Raw genomic sequence first — 17,530 nt, 5'->3', positions numbered from 1 at the left:
GGAGAAAACTTCTCCTCTTTTTTATTAATAACTTTTTTCGATACTTACAAACAAATATCAAATGGCACATAAGCAAATGCTTACTATGATTTTCAGAGATATATTCCATTACTTTTCTAAACCTTTGCGAATTAGTTCGTAAACTGCAACTGAAAAATTTTTAATATCAGGCAGTAGAAGTATTGAAAGGGAAAAGTAAGGAGGCAGAGAAGAAATGAAAATTGTTTTAGATGCAGGACATGGCGGCCGTGATCCAGGGGCAGTCGGGAACGGACTCCGCGAAAAAGATTTGACGTTAACAATCGTGAGACATATTGGCCGTTTACTATCTGAATATGAAGGAGTAGAAGTACATTACACTCGTACTGACGACCGATTTCTTGAGTTATCCGAACGCGCGGAAATCGCGAACAAGTTGAAAGCAGACTATTTCATTTCCGTACACATCAACGCTGGTGGTGGAACAGGATTCGAGTCATACATTTACAACGGCAACGTCAGCAACGCAACAGTTGCATATCAGAATGTCATTCATGCAGAAATCATGAAAGCAATCGGCAATGTGCGCGATCGCGGAAAAAACGTGCGAACTATGCGGTGCTTCGTCAAACAAATATGCCAGCTTTATTGACGGAAAACTTATTCATCGATAACGCAAGCGATGCCGCAAAGCTCAAATCAGAGCAATTCCTTTTGCAAGTCGCTCACGGTCACGCGCAAGGCATTGTCAAAGCGTTTGGGCTCAAGAAGAAGGCAACGACCCAACCGAAAGACTACGGAAAGTTATACCGCGTGCAAGTCGGGGCGTTTAGCGATAGAAAAAACGCAGAACGAATGGCAGATGAACTGAAGAAAAAAGGATACCCGACGATTATTGTATGATTCCCCTGCTACTCGGCAGGGGATTTTTTTGTTTTTATGACATGTTTCGACATTTTCCATGATGGTTGTCTGATATGATAATAAACAAAAAATAACTAGGAGGATCAAAAATGTACGTTGTGGATAGTGTTGGTAGAGTCACTTATCCATCTAACTTTGCAAATAATCTATGGAGTGGGCAAACGCTAAAAAGAGGTGATCGAAATGATTATGTGAAGACATTGCAATCTTGGCTTTACAGAGCCGGATTTAACCCTGGGGGAATTGATGGAGTTTACGGAGCAAATACAGAGAAGGCTGTGAAGGAATTTCAGAAGAAGGTTGGAATTACAGCGGACGGAATTGCAGGAAAGCAAACGTACCAAGCCCTACAAAAGTATGTTAGAACAGAAACGACAACATCACAATCAAACTCATCGAACAGCAATGACCATTGGACTGGTCAGACACTTAGAGAAGGAAATCGGGGACAAGCGGTAAAAGATTTGCAGACTAAACTTCAACGACTAGGATATAACATTGGAACAATTGATGGTGTTTACGGTAAACAAACAACAGAAGCAGTAAGAAGCTTTCAAAAAGCAAACGGACTAGAAGTTGATGGGATAGCTGGTAAAATCACTTACAACGCTATTGAGCATATGTTGCAACAAAAAAATTACTATGATAAAAAGACAATTATTGAAAATAAGTATAGATCACTAGAAGCCAAGGTTCATTCAAAGAACTCAACTTGGGATGAAGTGTCGGAATCTCTAAAAGAAATTGCAAAATTAGGATTTGATTTTATCATTGGGGATGATATTAAAACTTTATTGGATGGCAATGCTAGTACAATAGATAAATTGATTGCCTCCCTAAGCTTTATTCCAGGTGGTAAAGTTGTAAATGAGGGCGTTAAACTGAGTAAAATGGGGAGTAAAGTATTGCTGAGGCTTGATTTGCAATTTTTTGCTAGAGAAGCAGTACATTCTGTTATTAGATCTTTACCGGAAAATCCTAAAGATTTATTGAAGAGGGGTTGGCAGGATGTAACTGATCCAAGAATGAAAGCAAATACTAAAATGAGGGAATATAAAGACCCTGTAACGGGTCTAAAAGTTAGATTTGACCCAGCAACGCCGGGAGCAAGTGGTTATGAAGGAAAAGATCATTATCATATATATAATCCTAATGCCACAGGAAAAAATGATATGTATTTGGACATAAACGGTAAACCGGTGGCAAAGGGCTCAAAAGCTTCGCATATTGTGATTAATAAGGGGGAGAAATGATGAGAATATCTGATTTTCTTAAAAGATATAATTTACATGGGAGTTTAATTAATAATGTGGAATATGATTCCATTACAAAAAGAGTATCTCTTGAAACTGAGTTATGTAAATGGCAGCAATCTGATTATGATGAAAGCAAAGATCCTGAAATGATTGATGGATTCATTGTTTTTGAAGATGTGACATACTTTGAAACAGATTGTGTTAAGGATTTTGATGCTGATGAAATATTAGAAGTTGTCCTTATTTCCAAAAACCAATCGTCTGAAAGAGCCAAAATAGTAACTGATGGAGTGAACATTATTATTATCGAAGCTGGCAATGTAGACTGGTATCCATTGTAATGGTGTGGCTCTTTTTCAAAGAGCTGCACCTAAAAAAACGTGTACAGCGTTTATAGTTGTATCAGTACAATCGGCATTCGACCTTAATGTCTGCTTACAGGCATATAAAAGATGAAAAATTCCGTTACTACATTTTAAAACAAAAATCAGACGTGTTACAGGCAATGAAAAGTTTCTTCCGAAAAGAAGAAAATAAGGCATTTGTATAATGGCACATCTTAAAATAGACGCGGTTTTCTATTCATGACGAGATCGGTTGAAAACTCAGTTCTATGGGTTAGGAAAATATCATGCAAAAGCCAGCCGTATAACAGTCTGATATTGTTCTTTTTTTTGTACTCTTCGATTCTTGTTACTAAATCGACAGGAAATTTAATTAATTTTGGTAAAGGAGGTGAAAAATCAATGATTGTGAATAAGGCATATAAATTTCGCATCTATCCAAACAAAGAACAAGAAATATTAATTAATAAAACATTTGGTTGCTCCCGATTTGTATTTAATCATTTTTTAGCAAAATGGGAGGATGCTTATAAGCAAACGGGCAAGGGATTAACTTACAACGCTTGTTCTGCTCAGTTAACGCAATTAAAAAAAGAATTAACTTGGCTAAAAGAAATAGATAGTATTGCGATTCAATCGTCATTAAAAAATCTTGCTGACGCTTATTCTCGTTTCTTTAAGAAGCAAAACAATAGACCACGTTTTAAGTCTAAGAAAAATCCTGTTCAGTCTTACACGACAAAGTATACAAATGGCAATATTGCTATTAATGGTAATAAAATCAAATTACCTAAACTTGGTCTTGTTCGTTTTGCGAAAAGTCGTGAAGTAGAAGGGCGTATCTTGTCTGCTACGATTAGACGAAATCCAAGCGGGAAATACTTTGTGTCCATTTTGGTTGAAACTGACGTGCAAGCGTTGCCTCAAACGGGTTCAGCCGTTGGCATCGATGTTGGGTTGAAGGAATTCGCCGTTCTTTCTGATGGAACAAAGTACGCCAACCCGAAATGGCTTCGTAAGCTAGAAGAAAAGCTAGCAAAAGCACAACGTATTCTTTCCAGACGAAAAAAAGGTGGCTCGAATTGGAATAAGCAACGAATAAAAGTTGCTCGTATTCATGAAAAAATCGCAAACGCTAGAAATGATTACTTACACAAAATTTCCACCGAGATTGTCAAAAACCACGACATTATCGGGATGGAAGATTTGTCGGTAGCTAATATGCTAAAAAATCATAACCTTGCAAAAGCGATTCAAGAAGTATCTTGGTCAATGTTTAAAGCCATGATCGAATACAAAGCTAGATGGTATGGAAAACAGATCGTAACCGTAGCAAAAAACTTTCTGTCTAGTCAGCTTTGTTCGTGCTGTGGCTATCAAAACAAAGACGTGAAACATCTTGCTTTGCGTGAATGAGAATGTCCTGTCTGCCATACTCATCACGACCGAGATGTGAACGCAAGTATCAATATTAAAAACGAAGCGATTAGGCTTCTTAACCACAGGAACTGTGGGGATCGCCTACTAAATAACCGAAAAAACTTTCGGTGTTCGTAGGAATCCACTATGGCTTTAGCCTAGTGGTAGTTCAATTCATATTGCATACGTCAATGGGGCAACCTTCGCAACGAATTTCATCTTTTAAAAACTGCAAATCGTGAATCGTTATTTTTCCTTTGTGGACAGAGATGATTTTTAGCTCTTTTAACTCTTTTAATAATCGGCTGACGACTTCGCGTGCACTGCCACAAAAATTGGCGAGTTCTTGCGTCGTCATCGGAAGATCGATAGAAATGCCGTCTTCTGTTTCAACACCGTAGCTATTCGCTAAACGAATGAGTGTGGAATAAAGCGCACCTTTTTTTCCGTGCAAAATTAAATCGCGCACTTTTGCTTGCATCCGTTGCAATTGTAAATGAATCCATTGCATAAACCGCAACGCAAACGCATGGTCTGTCGTCAATTTTTCTTCGAGTTGTTGCTTGTTGATGACAGCTAACGTCCCCGCCTCCATCATTTTTGCGCTAACGGTACAAACGCACATCGGTTGAAACGGAACGATCTCCCCAAACGCGTCCCCTTGCTCACAGATGCGCAGCAATAGTTCGCGTCCTTCATCGGTTGTTTTACTCAATTGTACTTTTCCTGTACATACAACATACAGCTCGCTTGTCGCTTCTCCTTCACGAAAAATATATTCTCCTTTTTGAATGTCGATCGTATGGTGAGAGAGGGAAAGAAGTTCGGATAAGGAGATCGGTTGAATTGTCATATGCTAACCACCTTTTGTTGTTATCTAATTCCATTAAAAAGAAAAACAGGTGTAGCGTCAATAAAGGAGGTGAAAAAATAAAAAAAATATTTAAATATACATTTGATTTTATTTTTATGCAGTATTATAATGATAACTAAATTTATAAAATATACAGAAAGTGGGGAACAGGTTAATGAAAGTCTCCGTTATTGGAGCGACAGGATACGGGGGAATTGAACTCATTCGCTTATTGCAACATCATCCGCATATGCATGTCGCTTCTGTTCATTCATCTTCACAAGCAGGTGTTTCGCTACATGACGTGTATCCGCATATCGAGGAGCGTTTCGTCTTGCGTGATATTCGAAGCGACGATATCGAAGGCGAGCTTGTGTTTTTAGCGACACCGCCTGGCGTATCGAGCGAATGGACGCCAAAATTGCTGGCAGCAGGGCATAAAGTTGTTGATTTATCCGGAGACTTTCGTTTGCGTGACGGGAACGTATATGCGAAATGGTATAAAAAAACGCCACCGAGTGAAGAAATGCTTAAACAGGCTGTATACGGTTTAACGGAATGGAATCGTGAGCATATTGCGAAGGCGAATGTCGTTGCCAATCCCGGCTGTTACCCGACAGCGACGTTGCTCGGATTAGCGCCACTTGTCATTCAAAAATGGGTTGTTTCTGATTCGATTATTGTCGATGCGAAGTCAGGTGTGTCTGGTGCAGGGCGCGGAGTGTCGCTTGGCGTTCATTTTGCAGAAACGAATGAAAACGTAAAAATATACAAAGTGAATACGCATCAACATATTCCTGAAATTGAACAAATGTTAGGCGATTGGAATGACCAAATTGGGCCGATTACGTTCAGCACGCATTTAATTCCGATGACACGCGGCATTATGGCGACGATATATGCGGAAGCGGCATGTATCGTATCGGTTGATAGAATAATAGAGTTATATAAAGAAACGTACAAACATTGCCCGTTCGTGCGCGTGCGGGAAGCTGGATCGTTCCCATGTACGAAAGACGTATATGGCTCAAATTATTGCGATATTGGGATTGCTTATGATGAGCGTACGAATCGCATTACTGTTGTGAGCGTGATCGATAATTTAATGAAAGGGGCGGCAGGGCAAGCCGTTCAAAATGCAAATGTGATGTTTGGATTCGACGAACAAACGGGACTGACGGCGATGCCGATGTATCCGTAAATGGGGGGAGAAAAGTGAAAGTGAAAGAAAAAAAAGTAAAATATATAGCCGATGGAACGATTGTTACACCGAAAGGATTTCAAGCCGCTGGTGTGCATGCGGGACTGCATTATACGAAAAAAGATTTAGGGGTGATTGTTTGCGACGTGCCGGCAACATGTGCGGCAGTGTATACGCAAAATGTGTTTCAAGCAGCCCCTTTGCAAGTGACGAAAGAGAGCATCGCCGTTGAAAATAAGTTGCAAGCCGTTATCGTCAATAGCGCCTATGCTAACGCATGTACGGGCGAACAAGGGCTAAAAGATGCGTACGACATGCGGAAGTTGTGTGCGGAAGCGTTCGGGCTTCATGAGCATCTCGTAGCGGTCGCATCGACAGGAGTCATTGGTGAGTATTTGCCGATGGAAAAAATTCGTGCGAGCATTCCAAAATTGAAACCGAAGGCGGAATGGGATAGTGCAGTTGATTTTCAAACGGCTATTTTAACGACTGACCTTGTTATGAAAAAAACGTGCTACGAAACGATCGTGGACGGTCAAGTGGTGACCGTTGCAGGAGCGGCAAAAGGTTCGGGGATGATTCATCCAAATATGGCAACGATGCTTGCTTTTATTACGACGGATGCGAACATCCCATCAGACGTATTACAAGATGCGCTGCGCTCCATTACAAATGTATCGTTTAATCAAATTACGGTCGACGGAGAAACGTCAACAAACGATATGGTCATCGTCATGGCAAGCGGATTAGCAGGCAATGAGACGCTTTCCCCGCAACATCCGGATTGGGAAAACTTTTATGAAGCGCTTCGCCAAACGTGTGAACATTTAGCGAAACAAATTGCGCGCGACGGTGAAGGGGCAACGAAATTGATTGAAGCGCGCGTCAAGGGAGCGCGAACAGACGAAGAAGCGAAATGGGCGGCGAAACATATCGTCGGATCGAATTTGGTGAAAACAGCAGTATATGGGGCAGATGCAAATTGGGGGCGTATTATCGGTGCGATTGGACATAGCGGAGCATACATCAATCCTGATTGTGTTGACGTATGGATTGGCTCCATTCAAATGTTAAAGCAAAGCCAACCGGTGCCGTTTTCAGAGGAAGAAGCTAAGGCGACTCTGATGGAAGATGTTGTCGTCATTACAGTCGATTTGCATGTCGGCGAAGGAGAAGGGATCGCATGGGGATGCGATTTAACGTACGACTACATTAAAATTAATGCGAGCTATCGCACATAAGGTGGGATCGTTGTGATTGTCATTAAATGCGGCGGCAGTGTGCTTCATGAGTTATCTCCATCGTTTTTTACGAGCGTTAAACAACTAAGAGAAAGTGGACTTGATGTTGTCATCGTTCATGGCGGCGGGCCAGACATTGGGCATTTGTTACAGGCGCTCAACATTCCGTCCGAATTTGTCAACGGCTTGCGAAAAACGACAAAAGACGTGCTAGACGTTGTTGAAATGGTGTTAAACGGAAAAGTGAACAAGACGCTCGTTTCACTTTTGCAAACAAACGGCATTCGTGCGGTTGGTTTGTCCGGTGTCGACGATCGCTTGTTACAAGCGAAACCGATCGACGTACAAACGCTCGGCTATGTCGGTGAAGTTGTGAACGTTCATACGAAGTTATTGCATACGTTGCTGCGTCACGGATACGTCCCTGTCATTGCGCCAATCGGTGTGGATGAACACGGTCAGACGTATAACATTAACGCAGATACAGCCGCAGCGGCTGTGGCACAGGCACTTTCGGCTGATAAACTCGTTTTTGTCACAGACGTCGCTGGCATTTTAAAAAATGGAGAAGTTGTTAAAGAAGCAACTGCTCAAACGGTTGAGGCAATGATGGCTGATGGAACAATTTCAGGTGGGATGATTCCAAAAGTCAAAGCCGCCCTTCATGCGCTCAACTCGGTCAATGAAGTGGCGATTGTAAGCGGAAAAGTTCCATTTTTTAAAGACGGAACATGGCATGGAACGATGATGAAGAAAGAGGTGTACGTATGATTTTTCCAACGTATCAACGATTCCCGATTACGGTGGCAAAAGCTGAGGGGACGAAACTTATCGCAACAGACGGAACATCATATCTCGATTTTGTTGCAGGCATTGCGGTATGCAATCTCGGTCATCGCCATCCTGCAGTGCAACAAGCCCTCGAGGCGCAACTAAATGAAGTATGGCACGTGTCCAATTTATTTCATCTCCCGATTCAAGAAGAAGTCGCTTCTCTTCTCGTTCAACATTCTGTTGGCGATGCGGTGTTTTTTTGCAATAGCGGAGCGGAAGCAAACGAAGCGGCGATCAAGCTTGCACGCAAACATACGGGACGTTCGAAAATCATTACGTGTGAACAATCGTTTCACGGGCGTACATTTGCGACGATGTCAGCAACAGGGCAAGCGAAAATTCATGACGGCTTTGGCCCGTTGTTGCCGACGTTTGTGTATGTACCGTTTAACGATATCGATGCCCTTCAGAGAGAAATGGACGAAACGGTAGCGGCTGTCATGGTGGAAGTCGTGCAAGGTGAAGGCGGTGTTGTCGTCGGAGAAAAATCATTTTTACAGGCAGCACAACAGCTTTGTCAAACGTATGGAGCATTGTTGATTGTCGATGAAGTGCAAACAGGGATCGGGCGAACAGGAACGTTATTCGCTTACGAACAGTTTGACATTTCACCTGATGTTATTACGATTGCGAAAGGGTTAGGAAGCGGATTTCCTGTTGGGGCGATGCTCGGAAAAAAACATGTCGTCGCAACGTTTAGCGCAGGTGTGCACGGCTCCACGTTTGGCGGAAATGCTTTGGCGATGGCAGCAGCGAAAGCAACGCTTGAAATCGTCACTCAGCCTTCGTTTTTACAAGAAGTACAGGAAAAAGGAATATATTTCAAGAAAAAATTAGCCGAGCAGTTAAAAGACGTTCACATCGTTCAAGACGTACGTGGTTTAGGACTGATGGTTGGTATTGTATGCAGCGAACCAGTCGCAAACATATTGCCGCATATTCATGAAAAAGGGCTGCTCGTTTTAGCGGCGGGACCGAACGTTATTCGCTTGTTGCCACCGCTTATTGTCACGAAGCAAGAGATTGATGAAGCGGTAAATATATTACAAGATGCGTTAACATCGTATGAACGCAATTTTTTATACGCATAGATGAATAAAAATTCTATTTGTTTAATAAACATTCGGTTGGGGTGTTGAAATGGAAGCGTATTTACATTTACAAAACGGCAAAACGTTTGTCGGCAATTTAGAAACGGCGTGGACGGGAGATATTGCGGGAGAAGTTGTCTTTTTTACAGGAATGACAGGATATCAAGAAGTGTTAACAGACCCGTCGTATAAAAATCAAATGATTGTTTTTACGTATCCGCTCATTGGAAATTACGGGATTAATGAAGTCGATTTTGAAAGTAAAAAACCGCATGTGAAAGCGGTGATCGTCTATGAAGCGGAGGAAACCGGTTATCATTACGAAGCGGCCTATAGCCTCAAGCAATATTTGCAAAAATGGAACGTCCCCCTTCTTACGCATGTGGATACGCGGGCGGTTGTGAAACAAATTCGTGAACATGGGGCGATGCCTGCCGTCATTTCAACAAGTCGTCAAGCGGTCGTGCAAATGGAGGAACAAGCGCCTGTTCCACTCGTTAGTACATCGGATGTACAAACGTACGGAGACGGTCATATGCATGTTGTTTTATTTGATTTTGGCTATAAAAAATCAATCGTTCATTCGCTAATCGATCATGGGTGTCGGGTGACCGTCGTTCCGTACAACACGACGTTACAAACGGTAGAACAACTTGATCCAGATGGGGTGTTATTATCGAACGGACCGGGGGATCCGAAACAGTTGTCGCATCATTTACGAAACATTCTTTCCGTTATTGAACGGTATCCAACGCTTGCGATTTGTCTCGGACATCAGCTCGTGTCGCTTGCTTACGGCGGGGATACGGAAAAATTGCCGTTTGGGCATCGTGGGGCAAATCAGCCGGTATATGATACGAAGACGAAAAAAGTGTTGATGACGTCACAAAATCACGGCTATGTCGTCAAGGCGGAAAGTTTAGCCGATACGCCGCTCTCCATTCGCTTTATTAACGTTAATGACGGTTCAGTGGAAGGAGTCGTCCATGAAACGAAGCCGATTTTATGCGTGCAATATCATCCTGAAGCGCACCCTGGACCAAACGATACGCAATTTATCTTTGCAGAATTTGTCGACATGATGAAAGCAGCAAGAAAGGAGAAAGTGTATGCCTAAAGATACAACGCTTCGCTCGATTCTTGTCATCGGTTCAGGGCCGATCGTCATCGGGCAGGCAGCGGAGTTTGACTATTCAGGAACGCAAGGTTGTTTAGCATTGAAAGAAGAAGGATACCGCGTCATTTTAGCAAACAACAATCCTGCGACAATTATGACCGATGAAGTGCATGCGGATGCGGTATATTTTGAGCCGCTGACCGTTGAAAGTATGGAAAAAATTATCGCAAAAGAGCGACCCGATGGGCTGTTGGCTACGCTTGGCGGGCAAACCGGACTAAATTTGGCTTTTGCGCTCCATGAACGTGGTATTTTACAAAAATATAACGTTCGTTTGCTCGGTACACCGATTGAATCGATTCAACGTGGTGAAGACCGCGAAGCGTTTCGAGCGTTAATGTATGAATTAAATGAACCGGTGCCAGAAAGCGAAATTGTAACGACAGTTGAAGAAGCGGTGCAATTCGCAAAACAAATCGGGTTTCCGATCATCGTCCGTCCGGCATATACGCTCGGTGGAACAGGCGGTGGCATTGCCGAAACGATGGATGAGCTTGTTGACATTGTCACAAAAGGATTGCAGGAAAGCCCGATTACGCAATGTTTAGTGGAACGAAGCGTCGCGGGTTTTAAAGAAATTGAATATGAAGTGATGCGAGACCATACAAATACGTGCATTACGATTTGTAATATGGAAAATATTGATCCTGTCGGTATTCATACGGGCGATTCGATCGTTGTTGCCCCGTCGCAAACGTTGACGGATGTCGAATATCATATGTTGCGCTCGGCAGCGATTAAAATTATTTCTGCGCTTGGTGTTGTCGGCGGATGCAACATTCAATTTGCGCTTGATCCAACGAGCAAAAAATATTACTTAATTGAAGTCAATCCACGCGTCAGCCGTTCATCTGCGCTCGCATCGAAAGCGACTGGCTATCCGATCGCAAGAATGGCGGCGAAATTGGCGGTCGGCTACACGCTTGCCGAATTAATGAATCCGGTGACAGGCCATACGTATGCGAGCTTTGAGCCTGCACTCGATTACGTCGTCGTCAAATTTCCGCGCTTTCCGTTTGATAAATTTTCGTTTGCCGATCGTCGTCTCGGGACGCAAATGAAAGCGACAGGAGAAGTGATGGCGATCGACCGCAATTTCGAGCGAGCGTTGCAAAAGGCACTTCATTCGCTTGAGTTAGACCATATTGGCTTATATTCACCAACAATGGCGAAACAGCCGACGAAGATGTTAATTGACATCGTAAAAACGGGAGACGATCGGCGCTTTTTTGCGATCTTAGAGCTGCTTCGGCGCGGCATGTCAACAAGTGAAATACATGAGTGGACAAAAATTGACTTATATTTTTTAACGCGTTTTGCTCAGCTCATTGCGCTTGAACAACAGGCGAAAGAAACGACGCTTCATTTGATTGATGAACAAACGTTTCGGGCGTTAAAAGAGAAAGGATTTTCTGATGCGTATTTAGCTCATATATGGAACGTTGCTGAAAAAGATGTACGTGAAAAAAGAAAAGCATACGGCATTGTTCCAGCTTATAAAATGGTCGATACGTGTGCGGCAGAATTTTCAGCAGAAACGTCATATTACTATTCGACATATTTTGGCGAAAGCGAAGTGCAAACGAGCGACAAACCGAAAATGCTTATTCTCGGTTCAGGACCGATTCGTATTGGGCAAGGGATCGAGTTTGATTACAGTTCTGTTCATTGTGTGTACGCTTTACAACAAGCGGGTTATGAAGCGATTTTAATCAACAACAATCCCGAAACGGTAAGTACCGATTTTACGGTAGCGGATCGTTTATATTTTGAACCGCTCACCGTCGAAGACGTATTAAATGTGGTGGAAGCGGAAAACGTCAAAGCGGTCATCGTGCAATTTGGTGGGCAAACGGCCATTAATTTAGCAAGCAAACTTGAAGCGTATGGCGTTTCCATCATTGGAATGAATAGCGATACGATCGATCAGTTGGAAGATCGGGAGCGTTTTTATACGTTGCTTCAATCGCTTGACATCCCACACGTGAAAGGGGCGATGGCAAACGATGAAACGGAATTGTGGAGAAAAGTAGAAGAAATTGGATATCCACTTTTGCTTCGCCCATCGTATGTCATTGGCGGGAGAGGGATGCATATTGTTCACGATAAACAACAGCTTTCTGCCCTTGTAGAGCAAGGCATCGTTTATCCTGTATTAATTGACGAATATGTGCGCGCAAAAGAAGGCGAGCTTGATGCGATTTGTGACGGATATGACGCGTTTGTTCCGACGATCATTGAACATGTCGAAAAAACAGGGGTGCATTCGGGCGATAGTTATGCATTGTTGCCTGCTCAATCGTTTACGAAAGAAGAAAAAGAAAAAATGATCGACTATACGAAACGAATCACAAAAAAGCTTTATTTTAAAGGATTAATGAACGTTCAGTTTATCGTACGAGACGGCGAAGTGTACGTATTAGAAGTGAATCCGCGGGCAAGTCGTACCGTTCCAGTTGTTAGTAAAGTGACAGGGGTACCGATGGTTCAACATGCGACAAACGTATTGCTTGGGAAATATTTGTCGGAAGAAGTCAAACAAACGGTTTTACTCCCGTATGTTGTCTTAAAATATCCGGTGTTTTCGACATATAAATTGCCTGGTGTCGATCCGCTCGTTGGGCCGGAAATGAAATCGACAGGCGAAGGCATTAGCATCGCCAAAACGATCGAAGAAGCGGCATATAAAGCGTTTTATCCATATCTCGTGAAGAAAAAAGAGGCGCATGAAATATACGTCGATGCGCCAGCGGATGCGAAGTCCTTTATTGAACAAGCGCAACAACAAGGAGTAACGATTGTAACAGATGAGCCGTTTGAACAATGGGTCGCGAAAAAAGAGGCGCTTGCGTTTGTTAGCTTTATGCGTGATGAACAAAGTGCGGGGCGAAGAAAACAAGCGCTCGCTCGCCATGTGCTCGTGTTAACGGAAGAAGAAACAGCGAAATTGTTTTTACAAGCGTTGTCCGTGCAACATTTTTCCGTTTGTTCGATTCAAGATTGGTTAAAAACAATAAGTGAAGTGGTGAGAAAATGAACATGACAGCAACCATTCAATTAAAAGGAAAAGATTTTTTAACGTTAGCGGATTATTCAAAAGAAGAAATTGAATATTTGCTTCATTTAGCTGTTGAATTAAAAGAAAAACAACAAAACGGGGAGCGGTATACGCCGTTAAGCGGCAAAACGTTGGCAATGATTTTTGAAAAGCCGTCAACGAGAACGCGCGTCTCGTTCGAAGTAGGTATGGTGCAATTAGGCGGACATGCGCTTCATTTAAGCAGTCGCGATTTGCAAATTGGGCGCGGAGAAACGATTGCCGATACGGCGCGCGTATTGTCCGAATATGTCGACGCCATTATGATTCGCACATTTGAGCATGAAAAAGTCGCGGAACTTGCTCATTATGCGACGATTCCAGTTATTAACGGGTTAACTGACGACGATCACCCGTGTCAAGCGCTTGCTGATTTATTGACGATTTATGAAGTAAAAGGAAAACTACAAGGACTAAAGCTAGCCTACATTGGCGATGGAAACAATATGGCACACGCCTTAATGCTGGCTGCTGCAAAAGTCGGCATGCATTGTGTGGTCGCTTCACCGAAAGGATATGAGCCGAAAGAAGCGATTGTTAAAGAAGCGAAGCAGATCGCAAACGAAAGCGGAGCGACGATCGTTGTCACAAACGATCCGTACGAAGCAATTGCTGATGCGGATGTGGTGTACACAGACGTTTGGGCAAGCATGGGGCAAGAAGCGGAAGCAAATGAGCGCATGCACATTTTTTCCCCATTTCAAGTGAATGAAGCACTCGTCCAACGAGCGAAACAAGATTTTATTTTCTTGCATTGTTTGCCAGCACACCGAGGAGAAGAAGTGACGGAAGGTGTCATCGATGGGAAGCAGTCGTATATTTTCCAACAGGCAGGCAACCGCCTTCATGCACAAAAAGCGCTGCTCGTTTCGTTACTGTAACATTTGGATGCCCATCCGTTATTTCTCATGATGTTTACGAAGCCAAACGGACATATTATAAAATGATGAGACGATGAGGAGGGATACGGATGGGACAAAGTCGACATTTCCGCCCAGGGCAAAAAGCACCTAACAACGGGATATATATTGAAATTGGTGAAACAGGGGATCAAGTGAAAAACCCGAAAAAATTAAAGCTAAAAGCAGGTGACCGTTTCCCCGAGACGTCAAATCATAATCGCATTTGGACGTACTTTCCAAAACCGTAAGCCATCCTTGCATAAGGGTGGCTTTCTCGTTATAATACGTAATAGATAAAAGTCAAATAAAGTCAAAGTCAAAGGGGTGAGCGCGATGAATATGCAACAAATGACGGAAAAAGTGCAAGAAGCACTCATGCGGGCTCAATCGTTGGCGGTGGAAAAACAACATCAAGAAGTCGATGTCGAACATGTATGCATCGCGCTTTTTGAACAAGAAGATGGGCTCGCTCGACGAATATGCGAGAAAATGTCAGTTTCCGTCGCAACGTTGTTAGATGAATGGCATAAACAGCTAAACAAAAAACCGCAAGTTATTTCGAGTTCAGAGGCAGGAAAAATATATGTAACAAATCGTTTACAACAATGGCTTGTGCGGGCAGAACAAGAAGCGAAACAAATGAGAGATGAATATGTATCGGTTGAACATTTGTTGCTTACCCTCGTTGATGATAAAGAAGCGAAACAAATATTGTCGCGCTACGGTATTGACCGAGAAAAGCTACTACAAACGATTATGGGAATAAGGGGGAATCAACGCGTGGTTAGTCCAAATCCGGAAGCTACATACGAAGCGTTGCAAAAATACGGTCGCGATTTAGTCGCAGAAGTAAAAGCGGGAAAAATAGATCCGGTCATCGGCCGCGATAGCGAAATTCGCCGCGTCATTCGCATTTTATCGCGCAAGACGAAAAACAATCCGGTTTTAATTGGGGAGCCGGGCGTCGGTAAAACAGCGATTGTCGAAGGACTCGCGCAGCGCATCGTCCGAAAAGACGTGCCAGAAGGATTGAAAGATAAAACGATTTTTGCACTCGATATGAGCGCGCTCATTGCCGGTGCGAAGTTTCGCGGAGAGTTTGAAGAGCGGTTAAAAGCGGTATTAAATGAAATAAAGAAAAGCGAAGGTCGTATCATTTTATTTATTGACGAACTGCATACGATCGTCGGGGCAGGGCGAGCAGACGGTGCGCTCGATGCTGGTAACATGTTAAAGCCGATGCTTGCGCGCGGGGAATTGCATTGTATCGGAGCGACGACGCTTGATGAATATCGTCAATATATTGAAAAAGATCCAGCGCTCGAACGTCGTTTCCAACAAGTGCTCGTCGAAGAGCCGACGGTCGAAGATACAATTTCAATTTTACGCGGATTAAAAGAGCGATTTGAAATTCATCATGGTGTCAACATTCATGACGGTGCGCTTGTGGCAGCAGCGACATTATCAGACCGTTACATTTCCGATCGGTTTTTACCTGATAAAGCGATTGACTTAGTTGATGAAGCGTGCGCGATGATTCGAACAGAAATTGATTCGATGCCAACGGAACTTGATGAAGTAATGCGAAAAATGATGCAATTGGAAATTGAAGAAGCAGCGCTTAAAAAAGAACAAGACGAAGCGAGCAAACAACGCTTACAGGCGCTATCGCAAGAGCTGGCAAATTTGCGCGAAAAAGCAAACGCGATGAAAGCGCAATGGGAAAAAGAAAAAGAAGCGATTCAACACGTGCGCGCGTTGCGTGAGCAGTTAGAAAAAGCAAAGCGTGAGTTAGAAGAAGCAGAAAACAATTACGATTTAAATAAAGCAGCAGAACTTCGTCACGGACGCATTCCACAGCTTGAAAAACAATTGAAACAATTAGAGCAAAGCGAAAAAGAGCGACGCTTGCTACGTGAAGAAGTAACGGAAGAAGAAATCGCAACGATTGTGTCGAAATGGACGGGCATTCCGGTGACGAAACTCGTGGAAGGCGAGCGAGAAAAGTTATTGCGGCTTTCAAATATTTTACATGAACGCGTTATCGGACAAGATGAGGCTGTTGAGCTAGTGAGTGATGCGGTGTTACGCGCGCGTGCAGGGATGAAAGATCCGAATCGTCCGATCGGTTCATTTCTTTTCCTCGGTCCGACAGGTGTCGGAAAGACCGAACTGGCGAAGGCGTTAGCGGAAGCGTTGTTTGATAGCGAACAACAAATGATTCGTATCGATATGTCGGAATATATGGAAAAACATGCAGTATCTCGTTTAATTGGAGCGCCTCCGGGGTATGTCGGCTACGAAGAAGGGGGACAACTCACCGAAGCGGTACGCAGAAAACCGTATTCGGTCATTTTGCTTGATGAAATTGAAAAAGCGCATCCAGAAGTGTTTAACATTTTACTGCAAATGTTAGATGACGGTCGCATGACGGACTCGCAAGGAAGAACGGTAGACTTTAAAAACACAGTCGTCATTATGACGTCCAATATTGGCTCGCACACGTTGTTAGAAGCGGTCGATGCGCACGGGGAGGTAAACGAAGAAGCGCGCGAACAAGTGTTAAAACAGTTACGTGCGCATTTTAGACCAGAGTTTTTAAACCGCATCGATGATATCGTCTTATTTAAGCCGTTAACGGTACGTGAAGTAAAAGGCATTGTCGAGAAGTTTATCAAACAATTAGAGGAACGGTTAGCGGAGCGTCACATCACAGTCACATTAACGGACGAAGCGAAAACATACATTGCGACACATGGGTTTGACCATGTATATGGTGCGCGCCCGCTCAAACGGTTTATTCAAAAACATATCGAAACGAAGCTTGCGCGTGAAATTGTTGCTGGACATATCAGGGACCATAGCGCGGTTACAATCGATGTCGAAGGCGATGAATTGGTTGTAAAAAAAGGATAAACGGACAAATGCCGTTTATCCTTTTTTAATGATGCACAGGGTCGTCTGGAATAAGTTGCGCGATTAACAAAATGAGAACGGTTGCAATGACTGCCAATGTTGTACCGGTTGCGAAATGGTACGCCACACCGATCATGGAGCTAACGACGTATGTCAACATGTTGACTAATAAAAACGTCCAAAAAAACGTCCAAAAAATGCGCATGTAACTCCCTCCTTTGCACTCTTTTTTTATCTTAACATAAATGATGGATGTGCGAAAACGAAAAATTATAACGCCTAGTACACGAAAAAGA

General features: G+C 43.1%; 13 protein-coding genes and 4 pseudogenes. 14 read left to right on the top strand and 3 right to left on the bottom strand.

Features of this window, described 5'->3' with window-relative positions; all coding sequences use genetic code 11:
• Nucleotides 1–25 precede the first annotated feature (25 nt).
• Nucleotides 26–109, bottom strand: a pseudogene (locus NSQ23_RS11755) (IS200/IS605 family transposase); the annotation flags it as partial.
• Between the two features lie 105 nt (nt 110–214).
• Between NSQ23_RS11755 and NSQ23_RS11750 the strand changes: the two are divergent.
• The 5 genes and pseudogenes from NSQ23_RS11750 (at nt 215) to tnpB (ending at nt 4,060) form a co-directional block, all read left to right on the top strand.
• Nucleotides 215–882, top strand: a pseudogene (locus NSQ23_RS11750) (N-acetylmuramoyl-L-alanine amidase).
• A gap of 110 nt (nt 883–992) precedes the next feature.
• Nucleotides 993–2,156, top strand: a complete 1,164-nt coding sequence (locus tag NSQ23_RS11745) for a peptidoglycan-binding protein (RefSeq protein ID WP_339170870.1) — start codon at nt 993–995, stop codon at nt 2,154–2,156.
• Complete coding sequence (locus tag NSQ23_RS11740) at nt 2,156–2,500, top strand: hypothetical protein (RefSeq protein WP_244149322.1); 345 nt, start codon at nt 2,156–2,158, stop codon at nt 2,498–2,500. Before NSQ23_RS11745 ends, NSQ23_RS11740 begins: the two co-directional genes overlap by 1 nt.
• Nucleotides 2,501–2,562: 62 nt before the next feature.
• Nucleotides 2,563–2,709 (top strand): annotated as a pseudogene (locus NSQ23_RS11735) (sporulation protein YhbH); the annotation flags it as partial.
• Between the two features lie 196 nt (nt 2,710–2,905).
• Nucleotides 2,906–4,060 (top strand): annotated as a pseudogene (gene tnpB / locus NSQ23_RS11730) (IS200/IS605 family element RNA-guided endonuclease TnpB).
• A gap of 31 nt (nt 4,061–4,091) precedes the next feature.
• Here tnpB and NSQ23_RS11725 read toward each other — a convergent pair.
• The gene (locus NSQ23_RS11725) at nt 4,092–4,775 is read right to left on the bottom strand and encodes a Crp/Fnr family transcriptional regulator (RefSeq protein ID WP_339170868.1); all 684 of its coding nucleotides are present in this window, start codon (nt 4,773–4,775) and stop codon (nt 4,092–4,094) included.
• A gap of 175 nt (nt 4,776–4,950) precedes the next feature.
• On the opposite strand from NSQ23_RS11725, the gene argC reads away from it, so the two are divergent.
• The 9 genes from argC to clpB all read left to right on the top strand — a co-directional run bounded on the left by argC (nt 4,951) and on the right by clpB (nt 17,234).
• Nucleotides 4,951–5,976, top strand: a complete 1,026-nt coding sequence (argC, locus tag NSQ23_RS11720; protein WP_192949180.1) for an N-acetyl-gamma-glutamyl-phosphate reductase — start codon at nt 4,951–4,953, stop codon at nt 5,974–5,976.
• Between the two features lie 14 nt (nt 5,977–5,990).
• Nucleotides 5,991–7,217 (top strand): bifunctional ornithine acetyltransferase/N-acetylglutamate synthase, encoded by a 1,227-nt coding sequence (argJ, locus tag NSQ23_RS11715; RefSeq protein WP_339170866.1) that lies wholly within the window; start codon nt 5,991–5,993, stop codon nt 7,215–7,217.
• A gap of 12 nt (nt 7,218–7,229) precedes the next feature.
• Nucleotides 7,230–7,988: an acetylglutamate kinase gene (gene argB, locus NSQ23_RS11710; RefSeq protein WP_339170864.1), complete on the top strand. Its 759-nt coding sequence runs from the start codon at nt 7,230–7,232 to the stop codon at nt 7,986–7,988.
• Nucleotides 7,985–9,142, top strand: coding sequence for an acetylornithine transaminase (locus NSQ23_RS11705; protein WP_339170863.1), 1,158 nt, complete (start codon nt 7,985–7,987; stop codon nt 9,140–9,142). The genes argB and NSQ23_RS11705 overlap by 4 nt, the downstream gene beginning before the upstream one ends.
• Before the next feature lie 49 nt (nt 9,143–9,191).
• Nucleotides 9,192–10,259 (top strand): carbamoyl phosphate synthase small subunit, encoded by a 1,068-nt coding sequence (locus NSQ23_RS11700; RefSeq protein ID WP_339170862.1) that lies wholly within the window; start codon nt 9,192–9,194, stop codon nt 10,257–10,259.
• Nucleotides 10,252–13,356, top strand: coding sequence for a carbamoyl phosphate synthase large subunit (locus NSQ23_RS11695; protein WP_339170861.1), 3,105 nt, complete (start codon nt 10,252–10,254; stop codon nt 13,354–13,356). Before NSQ23_RS11700 ends, NSQ23_RS11695 begins: the two co-directional genes overlap by 8 nt.
• Complete coding sequence (argF, locus tag NSQ23_RS11690) at nt 13,353–14,297, top strand: ornithine carbamoyltransferase (protein WP_004891859.1); 945 nt, start codon at nt 13,353–13,355, stop codon at nt 14,295–14,297. Before NSQ23_RS11695 ends, argF begins: the two co-directional genes overlap by 4 nt.
• An 89-nt stretch (nt 14,298–14,386) precedes the next feature.
• Nucleotides 14,387–14,566 carry a YjzC family protein gene (locus NSQ23_RS11685; RefSeq protein WP_003395421.1) on the top strand — a complete coding sequence of 60 codons (180 nt, stop codon included), beginning with the start codon at nt 14,387–14,389 and terminating at the stop codon, nt 14,564–14,566.
• Nucleotides 14,567–14,651: 85 nt separating this feature from the next.
• On the top strand, nt 14,652–17,234 hold the full coding sequence (gene clpB, locus NSQ23_RS11680) for an ATP-dependent chaperone ClpB (RefSeq protein ID WP_339170858.1): 2,583 nt from the start codon (nt 14,652–14,654) through the stop codon (nt 17,232–17,234).
• 25 nt (nt 17,235–17,259) lie between these two features.
• Here the strand turns inward: clpB and NSQ23_RS11675 are convergent, their stop codons facing one another.
• Nucleotides 17,260–17,439, bottom strand: coding sequence for a YjzD family protein (locus tag NSQ23_RS11675; protein WP_064220507.1), 180 nt, complete (start codon nt 17,437–17,439; stop codon nt 17,260–17,262).
• Nucleotides 17,440–17,530: the final 91 nt, after the last annotated feature.

It is taken from the genome of Anoxybacillus sp. FSL W8-1294, from assembly GCF_037965005.1.
Classification (GTDB): domain Bacteria; phylum Bacillota; class Bacilli; order Bacillales; family Anoxybacillaceae; genus Anoxybacillus; species Anoxybacillus flavithermus_G.
Note: the sequence above shows the minus strand (reverse complement) of the source record. Positions and strands in the feature narration are given on the sequence as shown.

Excerpts from the sequence above, each read along its gene's own strand:
- NSQ23_RS11745 (WP_339170870.1), top strand. The coding sequence starts at position 993 with ATGTACGTTGTGGATAGTGTTGGTAGAGTCACTTATCCATCTAACTTT.
- NSQ23_RS11740 (WP_244149322.1), top strand. The coding sequence starts at position 2,156 with ATGAGAATATCTGATTTTCTTAAAAGATATAATTTACATGGGAGTTTA.
- NSQ23_RS11725 (WP_339170868.1), bottom strand. The coding sequence starts at position 4,775 with ATGACAATTCAACCGATCTCCTTATCCGAACTTCTTTCCCTCTCTCAC.
- argC (WP_192949180.1), top strand. The coding sequence starts at position 4,951 with ATGAAAGTCTCCGTTATTGGAGCGACAGGATACGGGGGAATTGAACTC.
- NSQ23_RS11705 (WP_339170863.1), top strand. The coding sequence starts at position 7,985 with ATGATTTTTCCAACGTATCAACGATTCCCGATTACGGTGGCAAAAGCT.
- NSQ23_RS11700 (WP_339170862.1), top strand. The coding sequence starts at position 9,192 with ATGGAAGCGTATTTACATTTACAAAACGGCAAAACGTTTGTCGGCAAT.
- NSQ23_RS11695 (WP_339170861.1), top strand. The coding sequence starts at position 10,252 with ATGCCTAAAGATACAACGCTTCGCTCGATTCTTGTCATCGGTTCAGGG.
- argF (WP_004891859.1), top strand. The coding sequence starts at position 13,353 with ATGAACATGACAGCAACCATTCAATTAAAAGGAAAAGATTTTTTAACG.
- NSQ23_RS11685 (WP_003395421.1), top strand. The coding sequence starts at position 14,387 with ATGGGACAAAGTCGACATTTCCGCCCAGGGCAAAAAGCACCTAACAAC.
- clpB (WP_339170858.1), top strand. The coding sequence starts at position 14,652 with ATGAATATGCAACAAATGACGGAAAAAGTGCAAGAAGCACTCATGCGG.
- NSQ23_RS11675 (WP_064220507.1), bottom strand. The coding sequence starts at position 17,439 with ATGCGCATTTTTTGGACGTTTTTTTGGACGTTTTTATTAGTCAACATG.